This window comes from Mesotoga infera, from assembly GCA_011045915.1.
Lineage (GTDB): Bacteria > Thermotogota > Thermotogae > Petrotogales > Kosmotogaceae > Mesotoga > Mesotoga infera_D.
Genome location: DSBT01000032.1, coordinates 1 through 13929 on the forward strand (window position 1 = coordinate 1; position 13929 = coordinate 13929).

Annotated in this window: 12 protein-coding genes; 3 read left to right on the forward strand and 9 right to left on the reverse strand. The window is 45.7% G+C overall.

From position 1 onward, the window contains the following. The 4 genes from dnaA to ENN47_00995 form a co-directional block, all read right to left on the reverse strand. A partial coding sequence (gene dnaA / locus ENN47_00980) for a chromosomal replication initiator protein DnaA (protein HDP76764.1) occupies nucleotides 1-1334 on the reverse strand: 1334 nt, incomplete at its 3' end. A gap of 195 nt (nucleotides 1335-1529) precedes the next feature. Beyond that, nucleotides 1530-1709, reverse strand: a complete 180-nt coding sequence (locus tag ENN47_00985) for a ferredoxin (GenBank protein ID HDP76765.1) — start codon at nucleotides 1707-1709, stop codon at nucleotides 1530-1532. Nucleotides 1710-1740: 31 nt separating this feature from the next. Further along, nucleotides 1741-2664, reverse strand: coding sequence for a hydroxyacid dehydrogenase (locus ENN47_00990; GenBank protein ID HDP76766.1), 924 nt, complete (start codon nucleotides 2662-2664; stop codon nucleotides 1741-1743). Next, nucleotides 2664-3806 carry an alanine--glyoxylate aminotransferase family protein gene (locus ENN47_00995; GenBank protein ID HDP76767.1) on the reverse strand — a complete coding sequence of 381 codons (1143 nt, stop codon included), beginning with the start codon at nucleotides 3804-3806 and terminating at the stop codon, nucleotides 2664-2666. The genes ENN47_00990 and ENN47_00995 overlap by 1 nt, the downstream gene beginning before the upstream one ends. A gap of 353 nt (nucleotides 3807-4159) precedes the next feature. Here ENN47_00995 and ENN47_01000 point away from each other — a divergent pair, with 353 nt between their 5' ends. From ENN47_01000 to ENN47_01010, 3 genes are all read left to right on the forward strand, one after another. Further along, entirely contained in the window at nucleotides 4160-5083 is a 924-nt protein-coding gene (locus ENN47_01000; protein HDP76768.1) for a 6-bladed beta-propeller, read from the forward strand. 69 nt (nucleotides 5084-5152) lie between these two features. Next, complete coding sequence (locus ENN47_01005) at nucleotides 5153-6139, forward strand: hypothetical protein (protein HDP76769.1); 987 nt, start codon at nucleotides 5153-5155, stop codon at nucleotides 6137-6139. A 746-nt stretch (nucleotides 6140-6885) separates the two neighbouring features. Further along, nucleotides 6886-7410 carry a hypothetical protein gene (locus ENN47_01010; GenBank protein HDP76770.1) on the forward strand — a complete coding sequence of 175 codons (525 nt, stop codon included), beginning with the start codon at nucleotides 6886-6888 and terminating at the stop codon, nucleotides 7408-7410. A gap of 293 nt (nucleotides 7411-7703) precedes the next feature. Here the strand turns inward: ENN47_01010 and ENN47_01015 are convergent, their stop codons facing one another. The 5 genes from ENN47_01015 to ENN47_01035 all read right to left on the reverse strand — a co-directional run bounded on the left by ENN47_01015 (nucleotide 7704) and on the right by ENN47_01035 (nucleotide 13858). After that, nucleotides 7704-9560: a beta-galactosidase gene (locus tag ENN47_01015; GenBank protein ID HDP76771.1), complete on the reverse strand. Its 1857-nt coding sequence runs from the start codon at nucleotides 9558-9560 to the stop codon at nucleotides 7704-7706. Then, a complete protein-coding gene (locus ENN47_01020; protein ID HDP76772.1) occupies nucleotides 9557-10375 on the reverse strand; it encodes a carbohydrate ABC transporter permease in 819 nt (272 codons plus the stop codon). The genes ENN47_01015 and ENN47_01020 overlap by 4 nt, the downstream gene beginning before the upstream one ends. After that, nucleotides 10372-11244 carry a sugar ABC transporter permease gene (locus ENN47_01025; GenBank protein ID HDP76773.1) on the reverse strand — a complete coding sequence of 291 codons (873 nt, stop codon included), beginning with the start codon at nucleotides 11242-11244 and terminating at the stop codon, nucleotides 10372-10374. The genes ENN47_01020 and ENN47_01025 overlap by 4 nt, the downstream gene beginning before the upstream one ends. 430 nt (nucleotides 11245-11674) lie before the next feature. Continuing rightward, nucleotides 11675-12892, reverse strand: a complete 1218-nt coding sequence (locus ENN47_01030) for a carbohydrate ABC transporter substrate-binding protein (GenBank protein HDP76774.1) — start codon at nucleotides 12890-12892, stop codon at nucleotides 11675-11677. A 15-nt stretch (nucleotides 12893-12907) separates the two neighbouring features. Continuing rightward, the gene (locus ENN47_01035; GenBank protein ID HDP76775.1) at nucleotides 12908-13858 is read right to left on the reverse strand and encodes a LacI family transcriptional regulator; all 951 of its coding nucleotides are present in this window, start codon (nucleotides 13856-13858) and stop codon (nucleotides 12908-12910) included. Nucleotides 13859-13929: the final 71 nt, after the last annotated feature.

Below are 13929 nucleotides of genomic sequence, written 5' to 3' on the forward strand. Positions count from 1 at the left end.
GCGGAATTGGAAGAAATGATTCCTATGATATCGTCAAACAACAGCTTTGTCGGGCCCTTACCCATCATAACGCTCTTATCTATCTTCTTCACTGAATGAATCACAGTCGAATGCTGTTTCCCTGTTTCTCTAGCTATCTCAGTTACTTGCTTCCCAAAGTGATTCTTCAGGATGTACATTGTCAGCTGTCTTGCCAGAACAATATCTTTGCTTCTGCTTCCCGACTCGATATCTTTTCTCGTCACTTTCATCATTTTCTCGATTGCAGAATAGATCTGGTCAATTGGTCTCTGAGAAACAGGAACATTCACTGATCCTGTAAACGACTGAAGTATCTGAGTCGCAAGCGAGAGGTCAATCTGCGATCTGAAAACGCTACTGTGAACAATGAGCTTAATAATCGCCCCCCGCAATCTTCTCAAGTTTCCGTCAATGTTGTCAGCTAGGACCTTCGCAACATCGTCAGGCAGTGAAACCGATTCTCTCTGCGCCAGTTGTTTGGCAATATGAAATCTCGTAGAAGGCTGGGGCTCCTGGATCGACATGAGCATGCCCATCTGGAATCTTGATTTAAGCCTGCTGTGAAAGGTGTCCAACTCCTCAGGATTTCTGTCAGAGCAGATTATCAGCTGTTTTCCGGAATCGTGAAGCTCATTGAACGAGTGGAAAAACTCATTCTGAACCCCCTTCTTTCCAATTAGAAACTGAATATCATCAATCAGAAGAATGTCGGACTTCTTTCGGTAGTGATCTCTGAACTTCTGAATGTTGTTTTCTTTTATAGATTGAATCATGTCGTTCATGAACTGCTCGCTAGTGATATAGAGCACTTTCTTATCGGGAAAATTGCTCATGGTTTCTTGAGCGATTGCCTGAAGAAGGTGTGTCTTGCCTAGACCTACACCTCCGTAAACGAAGAAGGGGTTGTACTTTCCCGGGCTTTGAGCCACGTCAAGTGCAACTTCATATAGAGCCTTATTCTCGCTGCCGACGACAAAATTGCCGAAAGTGTATTCTGGGTTCAGATTTGAGATCATTAGCGGCTTTCTCTTGAGCAATGAGCCGGAAGTCTGCGGGCCGGTGTTATCTTCTGTGTGCATCGCCTTGTTCTTGTAAACGATTTCAAAGGGGACTCTCTTCCCCAGGAGCTCGGCTATAGAATCGGAAATTGCCCCTCCATACTTCGTTTGAAGCCAGTCCTTAATGAATAGGTTTGCAACAGAGAAAACGACCTTCTCTTCTTCAACTTCCTTCAGTTCGAATGTGGAGAACCAGTTGTCCCAAGTTTTCTTTGAGACCTTCTTCTTCAGAGTGCTTATGATTGAATTAGACACAACTACCTCCACGGAATATTAGCTGTAACCCTGAAGCGAACCGCATAATAGGAAATAAAGAATAATAGGTAGTACCGAAGCATTTACTACTATACCAGACTTAACACTCAGAAAAAATAGACAAATTTTGTGTTCCACTATAGAAAGGGGCAGACCATTTGTCTGCCCCTACATGTGATCGTTAAGAATTGGAAACTATTCTACTTTTATTGCCTGAACTGGACAGGAATCGGCGGCATCCTGTGCACAAGCGGCTTCCGTTTCCGGGACAATCGCTTCTGCTTTTCCGTCATCATTCATCTTGAAGACGTCGGGACAAATTCCTTCGCATACTCCGCATCCAATACAAGTATCTTTGTCTACGTATACTTTCACACTCACACCTCCACCAGAAAAATCATGTGCATTATATCATGATCTTGCATTCTTCTACGATTGTCTTGGCCATCTCCAGGCCAACTCTCTTCTGACCCTCCGATGTACTCGCTCCCACATGAGGAACGCAGATGACGTTTCCCAGTCCGATAAGTTTCCTTCTCAACTCGTCGGACGGCGGCTCTACCTCAAAAACATCAAGGGCTGCTCCAGAAACCTTACCTGAAACCAATCCGTTGTAGAGAGCCTGTTCATCTATGGTCCCGCCTCGGCTAGCATTGATAATAATAACGCCGTCCTTCATCAGGGAGATCTCTTTTTCACCAATTATATGTTTCGTTTCCGGTGTCAGGGGAATGTGGAGAGAAATCACGTCGGCCTTTTCTATTAAGGAGTCAACTGTGGTCATGAGCTCAACTTCCAAGTCCGTCTCCTTGACAAATGGATCGAAGGCACAGACATTCATGCCAAAGGCTATCGCTCTCTTCGCAACTTCTCGTCCAATCGCTCCGAAACCTATCAGCCCAATAGTCTTGCCAAAGATTTCGGCACCTTTGAGCTCCTTCTTCTCCCATTTTCCTTCCTTAATCCCGTATGTGCCTCTCGGAATGTGTCTGACCAGTCCAAGAAGCAATCCGAAAGTCAGCTCAGCCACCGATATCGCGTTCGCGCCAGGCGTATTTCTAACAAGGATACTGTGTTTCCTTGCCGCCTCAACATCAACGTTATCTAGTCCAACTCCGGCTCTAGCAATTAGCTTAAGCTTCTTTCCAGCCTCAATGACTTCAGATGTGACCTTTGTAGCACTTCTTACAACGAGCACTTCAATCTCGGGCATTAACTGGAGCAACTGATCTCTATCGAGATGCTCTGCAGATATCTGGAAAAGATTGCTTTCTTCAAGTATCTTCATAGCGGTTTTGTCCAGAGGATCGTTAGCATGAAGTCTGAGCATCAAGCACCCTCCTTCTCAAATATCTCCATAGCCACTCTTGCTCCAGTGCCATAATCCACCTTGAATCCAAGTCTTCTCAAGACCTTTTCCAGAGAAGTAAGCGCAGTCACAACATCGTAGTCCGACATATATCCTAGATGAGCAATTCTGAAGATATTCCCTTTCATTGTTCCTTGTCCACCGGCGATTGTAACGCCATATTCGTCTCTCATGATGGAAACGATTTTGCCTCCGTCTACACCTTCCGGCACTTTGACAGAAGTGAGAACGTTTCCCGGTCTCTTGGAAAAGAGCTCAAGTCCCATAGCCTTTATGGCTTCTCTTGTCGCATTTCCCATCAGCTCGTGTCTGGCCCACACATTTTCCATTCCTTCTTCAAGGAGCATTTTCGCGGCGAGACTCTGCTGATAGATCAAATTGACCGCAGGCGTCCATGGAAGAGGGTCTTTGAGATATTTCTTCAGATTGAAATAGAAGCTTGTAGATTTAGTATTCTGCGCCTTTTCAATGGCCGCTTTGCTGAAAGATATGAACGCCAGTCCGGGAGGCAGCATGAAACCCTTTTGAGAACCGGAAACGACAATGTCCAATCCCCATTCGTCAGTGAGCAAGGGCTCGGCGACCAGACCGCTAATACCATCAACTGCGATCAACTTTCCTGCCCTCTTGACTACTTTGCTAATGGCTTCAATGTCCATTACGGTACCTGTAGATGTCTCACTAAGAGTGGTAAGAACCGCAACCGCATCGGGATTATCATTAAGTGCCTTTTCAATCATTTCAGGTGTATAGAAATCCCCGTATTCTTTCTCGACCAGAACTATCTCGGCACCGAAAGTCTTTGCCAGTTCGATCCATCTCTCACCAAACTTCCCAACACTGCAAACGATCAACTTCTCTCCAGGATTGACAATGTTCGTAACCGCCATTTCCATCGCTCCAGTACCGGAGGAAGCGAGAATGAAAAGATCATTCTCAGTCTTGAAAACCTTCTTGGTACCACTTACTGCATCTTCAAATACTTTCTTGAACTGCGGAGTTCTGTGGTGAATCGTATCCCTCGCGCCCTCGAGAAGCACATCGATAGGAACCGGGGTGGGCCCAGGAGCAAGCAAGTAGTTTTTCTTAATCATCTTTGCCAATTTTGGCACCTCCAATTCAATCTGGTTCAATTTGATTCCTGTATCGAAATAATTGCTTGGTGTACTGCCAAGAAGTTACGAGACACAGTGAACAATTGGTTTCACACCTATAGTTTAGAACACGAATGCTTCTATCGCAACGCCCGGAATCTTCAAACAAGGACGATGATTATTCGTAGAAGCATTACATCACTCTTTTACTTTGTTTTGCGCCCATCACAGATTACCCTCCCCATTTGCTGAAGCGTTACGTAGAGTAATTGATGGAACGACTGTCCTACAGCCGAACGTTTTGCGTACTCGTAATGCTAAGATGAGACAAGAAAGCAAAAATGTTAGAAGGGGTGAGTTATTTGAAGCAATTGGTTCTTCTGGTAGTCTGGCTTTCCGTAGCTCTTTCACTCTTTGGGGTTTCAGCAGTTCATGAGGCGACCTGGGGTGTTCAGGGCCAAACCAATGGTCAGTTAAGCGATCCACAGGGTATTGCTGTAGATGACAAGGGCATGATCTATGTGGCCGATACTTTGAACCACAGAGTCCAGATCTTTGACAGCAATGGAAAGCACAAGGCTTCCTTCGGCAATTATGGCAGTGCAAACGGTGAATTCCTCTTCCCGCATGATGTTGTTGTGGATTCTGAGGGATACATCTATGTTGCAGACTCCCAAAATGGAAGGGTTCAGAAATTCAACAACAGGAAAGAATTCGTGAAGGCTTGGGGCACTAAAGGACCTGAGGCAGGACAATTCGATGGTCCGATGTTTATGACAATCGATGGTTCCGACAGGATATACGTTGGGGATGCGTTTAATCAAAGAGTTCAGGTATTTGACAATGAAGGAACCCTCTTGATGACGATAGGGGCGAAGATGAATATGTTCGATGCGATGAATCCCGGTAATCTTGCTTCGGTATCCGGTGTAGGAGTAGATAGAAATGGGAACGTCTACATTTCCGACGATATAATGAGAAGAATTCAGAAATTTGATTCCAAAGGAAATTATTTGGCTGAATGGGCCGCTAACTATGCTGGAAACTGGGGCCAACCAGGGGAATCAGTAGTCGACCACCTCGGAAACCTTATCTACATAAATAAGATGACCAGCATGATTGTTGTCTTGGATCCAGAAGGAAGCTTTCTCTATGAATGGGGCGGCTCTGGCGCAAATAACGGTTTCTTCTCGAGGCCAATCGACATATCTCTCGACAGCGATGGACATTTGTTTGTTCTTGAGCAGTCGGGCAACAGGATTCAGAGGTTCAGGATAAGTAACTGACACTACTCTCAACAACTATAGTGTAAGAAATCGTCGTGGAACAAGTCAGAAGGAAAAGGAGGCTGGTTTATGAAGAAGTTTATGGTTATACTGCTATTTTCTGTGTTGATTACGAGTTTTGCACTTTCACAGAGGCTTTTGCCGCAAGACAGCGCCAGATTCATTAGTATCGTGACAGAAGGTACTTTCAACAACTTCCCGGACAAACTTATCGGAGAGTCATTCGATTCATTCTTCGAGGTAACGAGGTGGAAGTACACAAGAGCAGGCAGCGAGAACTTCGTAGAATTCACCGGTAGTTTTGCCGATGAAAACAACGTAACGACTACAGTTACGATGCGCTTTTCCGTTAAGGAAGAGGACTCGACTTTCATAATGGACTACTGGGAGATCAATGGAGTCCCACAAGACAATGCCGATCAGTTTGCATTCCTTGAGAGGATCTTCCTTCCTGATCGGGCCGACGTAGCGATTTCAATCGTGAAGGATGGGTACTTCTATGACTTTCCTGACAAGATCATCGGAGAAACATTCAGCGTCTTTTTTATCGATGGCTACTGGGATTACTTCGTTTCTTCAGATAATCTTGATGTTGTAGAATTCGTGGGATCATTCTACAACGAAAATGGATTGGCTGAAGCGGTTTTCCAATTCGTTGTAGATGTCGAGCAGAGAACATTCGAAACCGAGTATCTGGGAATCGACGATGTTACTCAGGATGAGACAATGACTGACGCTATGCTGAATTCGATCTTCGCAACCAAGGTCGCAGAAGTCAAGAATTCCTATTTCGACGTTTACTACAACTGGATGACTCTGGGAGAAGCTTTCGATGGCTTCTTTTATGACGCATACTGGGACTACTTTGTCTCTACCGATGATCTTGACATCGTGGAGTTTCAAGGGAGTTTCGATCTCGGCGGCATTCCTGCAGAAGTATTCATCCAATTTGAAGTGTACGATGATGGAAGCTTCGACCTTTACTATTGGGAAATCGACGGATACTATGAAAGCTTAAATGCATTCTATTTGCTCCTTGAACTGATTTACTATTGATGCTCCAGAATAGGGGGCCCGGGAGGGCCTCCTATTCCTCACTGATTGTTCGGGACATATCTCCCCATATAAAACGGTTGCGTCACAACAGGACCAAATTTAACTGTCTCGTTCGAGTTCATTTCGACTGAACGCTCACTATGAGATGATTTTAACCAACAATCGTGGTTCTTAAACTCTATAGCATATTCTGACTGTTTTCTGAGAAATGACGGTCACCAATTAACAGTCAGCCGCCGTGACGAATGAAGAGGAGGTTTCTAATGAGAATTGCTTCTTCCATTTGCGGAATTTCAGTTCTGATCTTTCTGACCTTAGGATCGATCGCCTTTGCCGGACTTGACGACGTTTCTCTCAATGATCTTGACCTTCTAACGGTTTCAACAACTGAGCCGATGTTTACGATCACAGCATTATCGAGATTCGATGGAAAGTCGGGCAATCCAGCTTACGTTTCGGCAGAGGGAGAAATTTTCGACCGGTCTTCTTTGCGACTCTGGTCAACCGGCAACCACATGGCACTCCATGCTTCCGGACAGGAACTGACATACGAGCTTAAAACTCTCTCTCCTCACAAAGAGCCGAAAATCGACGATTTAGAGCCGGTGGGGCTGCTGGTTGTGACTCTTGCAGAACTGAAGACCTACAACGGCATGGACGGGAAAAAGAGCTACGTGGCAGTAGAGGGTAAGGTCTATGACTTTTCCAGACTCAACAGGTGGCCGAGCGGCTCCCACCAACGAGGTATGCATCTCGCCGGAAACGAACTAACCTCTGAGTTGCTGAAAGACTCTCCACATGGTATCCGAAAGATTTCGGGAGTAGATGCGATCGCAATACTTGGAATCACAATTGATGAGCTCAAGGAAATGGACGGGCATGACGGCAGAAAGGCATACGTGTCAGTGGAAGGGAAAGTCTACGACGTATCTGAACTATCCTTATGGCGTAACGGTTCTCATCAGGGCGATCTCCATCTCGCCGGCAATGATCTCACAAAGGAAATTCTCGCCGAATCTCCTCATGGAGTGGCCAAACTTGACAAAGCCTATCTGGTGGGACTTCTGGTATTTACTCGTGAACAGCTTGCTCGATTCAACGGGATTGCTGAAAGCAAGAAGTACATCGCATACGATAGCGTGGTATTCGATGTCTCCGATTTGGGACTCTGGGAACTGGATTCCGGGGTGGAGCTGAGCGGTGAAGAATACGCTGCAGCGATCGAGCTGCTCCAGCAGGCAATAAGAGTCGGTTACCTTGTCAATAATTGATCTGAAGATCGAGTTTCAGTGGATAATTGGAAGTCTCTGACTACGATTTGGAAGAGAATCGAGACAGTCTCTTCGGTACTTCGCAAAAGCGTACTGCCATTTACTCGATTTGGAAAACTCAGTTGAGAGGGTTCAGGAGAAAGGATTTCCAGAAGGAACGGTTTTCGAGAGCATTTGCCTTCTCTGAGCAGAGCTCATTGCCTTAGAAAATGCAACTGAGAAACGCGGCATGGAAAACTGCCAGATCCACTTGCCGTCAAAGAAAAGCGCGACTTGCTCTCGAAGAGTCCGGGTCAGATCTTCCGAACTTCGTACTCTTTGAGAGAATAAACTTTACCGTCGACTTCTAGCCTCATCTTGTTCGATGTCGAATTCATGAGGACAGTGTGTGATCCCATTCTTGTGATCCTACCCAGCCCGTCCAATCTCTTTCGAATTCCAGATTCGACGAGCAGACTCTCGAGAAACTCCGCCTGGGGAATTGAACTCAAGTAGTACTTGTTTTCGTTCCTTACCAGGGCGGGATGACCAGAATATGGCCCCTCGAGATAGACTCCCAGTATCTCACAGTTGTCTGCCGGGAGGATTCTCTCTGCAACAAAAGAACAGGCGAAAATCCGATCAGCGAAAGATATCTCCAAAGTCTCTTCAATCCCACCGGCGTCAACTACTCGAACACCGATTAGTTCCTGTAGAAAGCTGTCTTCGCCTTTCTTGATGAAGTTTTGACCATCTTTTTGATCTGTAAAAGCCGTGAAGAAAACCTTCCCTCCAAACCTCTTCAGCTCTTCAACGAAACATTGCTCAAGCTTGAAACTCGAAGGAACAAAAACAAACGAGTAACCTTCCAGCGAGTCTCCGGGAAAAACAAAATCGACGTTGTAACCGAGATTCCTGATTGCTTTGTAAACTGGCAGAATCGAATCGAGCAAGAGGTCGAATCTGTTGTTGAGATTGTCCGTCTCGCTAATCCAGAAGTTCTCATAATCATAATAAATCGCCGCTTCTCTTTGCGGAACGACTGCATCCCAGTCACTCAGTTCCTGAATGACTCTCGAAAAGACTTTTGCTCGTCCAGTAGATTCGCCATCATAATCTAGTAGGCCCGTGTGAAACTGCTCGGCACCAAACGGCAGTTGCCTGAATCTGAAGATGAGAGATCCGAAAGCACCGTGCGCGAAAGACTGCTTGACCCAGAATGCCAGCTGATCCTCATTGTGAGAGAAGTTAATAGCGCGCCAATTCACCCTTCCCGGTTGTTGCTCCATAACGAGAAATGGCTGCTTCTTGAGACAGCGCATCAGGTCATGGTTCAGTGCTTGAAGGTCAGGATCATACTCCGATACAATGTAGTTGTCCCACGACACAAAGTCGATCGAGCCTGAAAGCTTCTTATAGTCGATTTCTGTGAAATTAACCATAAGGTTGTGGGTTATTGGTGCTTCGCTCTTCGCTGCAATGATTTCTCTCTGGAGATTATGATAATCTATCGCAGAATCAGAAGAAAATCTCCTGTAATCTAGCACTAATGAAGGATTTGGCGATGTCAGGGTTCTTCTGGGCGGGTCTATCTCTTCCCATTCGTTGAAGATCTGACTCCAAAAGACAGTCCCCCAGGCTCTGTTGAGGTTCTCGATGGAACCGTACTTTCTCTTGAGCCAATATCTGAATGAAGCAGCGCAGTCTTCACAAAAGCAGACCGTCGAATTATGGCATCCGTATTCGTTATCGATTTGCCATGCGACTATCCTGGGGTCTTTTCCAAAGTGTTGTGCAAAAGCCTCGACTATTCTTGCCGTTTCCTCGCGATAGATCTTCGAGTTGAAGCAGTAATGCCTGCGACTTCCGCTTGAGATAACCAGTCCCTTGACATCCTGCTGCAGTATCTCGGGAAACTTCTTCGTCAGCCAGGGTGGGGGCGCACACGTAGGAGTTCCCATAATCACTTTTATTCCTTCTGAATCGAGAAGATCAATAACTTCATCAAGTACTGAAAAGTCTATTTCACCTCGTTGCCTTTCGACTACGCTCCAGGAGAACTCTCCTATACGTATTACGTTCATTCCTATTTCCCTCATCATTTTGACGTCTTCTTTCCAGCGCTCGCGAGGCCAGTGCTCCGGATAGTAAGCTGCTCCGAACCAATTCATCCTTTAACACTCCCAACTGTAAGTCCTTCTATGAAGTACCTCTGGAAAAGAAGGAATACGACCAGAGGAACCACTGCTGCAATTATAGACCCTGCGGCCATCACATTCCAGCTCGTAATCCATTGACCCTGAAGATTTACAAGACCCAAGGTTACCGGCTTGAATCTGTCGCTCTGTATAAGTATTAGAGACCAAAGATAGTCGTTCCAGATCCATGTGAACTCGAGAATCCCTAGAGCTGCCATAGCAGGTACAACAAGCGGCAAAACGATTCTTCTGTATATCAAGAAGTGACCGGCTCCATCAATCATAGCTGCGTCGAATATACTTGCAGGAATCGTCTTCATGAAGTTTCTCAAGAAGAAAGTACAGAAACCAAGCTGGAATGCAATATGAAAGAGAATTACGCCGATATAGCTATCGTAGATTCCAAAAGAGATCGACATACGATATACGGGTATCAGAAGCATCTGAAAAGGAATCAGCATACCACCGACAAAGATCATGAGAATAGTCTTTGAAAGCCTGAAGTCATACCATGCTAAGGCAAAGGCGCCCAGACTGGAAAGGAACAGAGCGCCAAGGACTGAAGGCACGGTAATTATGAAGGTGTTCATGAAGTATCGGCCCATATTCGCGTCCTGCCAGGCAGTTGCATAGTTCTCAAATCTTACTTCTCTTGGCGGTTCCCACCATCTTCTTCCCAGCATGAGTTCATCCATGCTCTTCACTGAAGTAAACATGGTTATGACAAAAGGCATTAACCAGACAAGCACCAGGAGGGTGGCAAATACGTAGAAAAGGGTTCTCTTCATTCGTTTTCGACCTCCCTTTTCAACACATTTCGCATATACACCACAATGAATACCAGAGTGATCAAGAACTGAATAGTTGCAATTGATGATCCATAGCCCATCCTGTAATTATTGAATGCCTTGATGTACATATAATTTGCCATAACAGATGATGAGTAGAAAGGTCCGCCGCGTGTCAGAACATAGACGATATCGAAAGCCCTGAGAGAATCGATAACGCTTACTGTAACGGCCACAACGGTTGCAGGCTTCAGCATCGGAAGCACGATGCTCCAGAATCTCCTCCATGGACCGGCCCCGTCGACCGTTGCGGCTTCGACCAGTTCCCTTGGAACTCCTTTAAGGCCGGCAAGAAAGAGAACCATCGCGTAAGAAATCTGCCTCCAAGATGCTGCCATTATCAGAGAGTAAGTTACTACGGAGGGGTCGCTCAACCATGAAACCCCTTTGAATCCCAGTAACGCCAACAAACTGTTCAAGACACCGCTTCTCGGTTCGAGAATCCAGGACCAGATTTGTCCAATGACAACGAACGAAAGGGTCATAGGTAGGTAGATCAATGTCTTGTACACTCTATTTCCTCTAAATCCTTGGTCGAGCAAGATAGCAATTCCGAGCCCGGCAGGTACGCAAATCACTGCAAATCCAATAAGCCACTTAATATTGTTGATCAAGGAAACGATGAAATAGGGGTCTCTGAACAATTCTCTGAAGTTTTCCAGGCCGATGATATCTTTGGACATCGTGACCCCGTCCCAGCTGGTAAAGCTGAGAAGAAGCGTGCTGATCAAGGGATAGATGACCCATATAGAATACATCGTGAGAGGAAGGGCTAAAAAAGCCCAAGGGACCCATTTTCTGCTTTTCATTGTTTCCTCCAAACCAAGGTAATCATTGCCCATATCTTTCTCTTGAAGCCCATCATCTTACTTACTATTCCCACATGGTTCTCTCTTTTTCAGGACGCTACTTTCCGTGTTCCCACCCCGCTAATGCTTACTGTCCTCTTGCGTTGAGATGCGCGCTATCTGGGTAAGAGAGAGAAGCGCTTAGGATACACCTGGATGTCTTGAAGTCAGACTTAATAGCTCTTGTGACTCCTGACACTAGCTCATTCCTTCTCACGCCTTCTGCTATCTACTGGCTCCAAGTACAGATCAAGTCAATACCATATTGTGCCACTAACAGCATGCGAATACACTGGCGTGTTTCCAAGAACGATAACGTACCTCCTGACTTGTAGTCAATAATGAGGACATGAAGGACGGATCTTCACGAACCGCCCTTCATGTAGTTGTCTCACTTGTAGATCCTGTTTCTTTCGACTTCTAGATTCTTCAGAATTGTCTCGAGTCTGGAAGGGAAGGTCATGAATTCGACAAAACCATTCATTCCTGCATTAGCCATTTCCGGGTCGGTATCTCGATCATAGAACTGCATTACTCCGTCGGATGAGAGAATCATGTCCAGCCCCTTGTTAGCATGTTCGTCCGGCGCCGGAACATGCTTGTTCGCGGCCAGTCTTCCCAGTTCTGTAGCGAAATATTCTTGAGCTTCCTTCGAAGCGATGAATTTGAGGAATGTTTTGCCTGCTTCTTTGTTCTTGGCATTGGCCGGCATCATGAAGCCGTCGATTGGTGTATCCTCATACAAACCAATTTTCCCGTCAATAACCGGGAACCTGAAGAAGTCAAGATCCTCCTTGACGTCGGTTGGAGCAACATCCTTTATGAACTGTCCCATAAGATACATGCCTGCTTCACCGGTGAAAAGATAGTTGGCAGCCTCCTGCCATGTGTAGGACGTTGCATCCTTTATGAAGTAGCCATTGTCAACAAGCTGTTTCCAGTAAGCAAAGACCTCCTTCATTCCGTCATCCGTATAAGGGATTTCTCCATTTGTGAGTTTAAGCGCGTACTCGATTCCGTTCACTCTCATGTTTAGATAATCAAAGACTCCGGCTGCAGTCCAGAGGTACTTCGTTCCTATAGTTATCGGGATCATATTGTTTGTCTTGAGAGTCTCGCAAACATCCAGGAATTGCTTCCAGGTTACTGGAACTGTAATCCCGAGCTCTTCAAAAACGGATTTCCTATAATACACGCCCCACCAATACCATGATTGTGGTAGGAAATAGATTTCGTCACCATAACTCGAAGCACTTGCAAAAGCCTTTGGGAACTCGGCTTCGAACCCATTCTCGAAAATGTCACCAATTGGTTCGAGGAGATCCTTGCTGGCAAAGTATCTCATTCTCTCACCTGCAAACCAAGTGACAACATCTGGTGGATTGGATGAAGTAAGCCACGTTCTGAGGAGCACTTTGAAATCTTCATGAGCAAATGTGTTGACAGTCACCTCATAGTCTGGGTACATAGACTCAAACTGTTCTACCAGTTCCTCAAATACCCTCTTCGGTTCCGGGTCTGACATGTAGGAATTAACAACAAGTTTCTGGACTCCCAAACCAACCAAAGCAATTGAAACAAAAAGAACGGCCAATAAGACTCTTTTCATTTCGCCACCTCCTATTTACGCGCTCTTGCGCAGTATGAATTCCGGGGTAAAAACCCTTTTTCTAACATCTTCGCTCAATATTGTCTTGAAGGCTTCTTCCACCATGCTGCGAATCGGAATTCTTAGAGTTGTTATACCTGCAATTTCTGCCATGTACACATCGTCATATCCGATTACCTTGACGTCCTTTCCAACTTCAGCTCCTCTTTCCTCAATAGCTCTAATGACACCCATTGCCATCATGTCGTTGTAGCAAAAAAAGGCCTCGGGAAGCCTGGGCAATTCCATCACTGTTCTGCAAGAAGCCTTCCAATCAACTTCACGATACAACACTCTCTCTTCTCGTAACTCTCCAAAGCCCTTCAAAAAACCCTCCATCCTGCCTCTAGTAGTGAACTTTCTCGGATTCCCCATGATCAAAACGACATCGCTGATTCCGGCACTCCTAAGATAGGAGCCCGCCTTCGCGGCACCCGCGATCTCATCGATAGAAACCTCGGAAATCAAATCATCCTCAAAATGAACTCCAAAGGACACCACATCCGTTCCCGAACTGATTACATCTATAAGATGTGAACTCTCATATCCTTCAGGAGCAACAACAATGGCGTCAACCTTGATATCGAGAAGAGACTTCAATGCCTTCTTCTCCTGGTCAAGTCTCTTGCTTGTGTCCGACACAATGACTGCCATGTTGTTCTCCTCTGCAAGGTCCTCAAGATCTCCAACTACCTGTGAATAAAAGGGGTTTCTAATATCGGAGACTACAATCCCAATTCTCCCCGTCTTTCCACCCCTGAGAATTCTTGCATCCTTGTGAGGCTCGTAGCCAAGCTCCTCTATCGCACTCAGTACTTTATCTCTTGTTTCATCTCGAACCGAATCTCTGGAATTTATTACTCTGGATACAGTCATCATTGATGTTCCAGCCTTCTGTGCTACGTCACGCAGGGTGGCTCTCTTCAAAACTGATCCTCCTTTCAAATGTTAACGTTAACTGTTAACGTTAACATTATACATTCTTCCTTCCAGTTAGC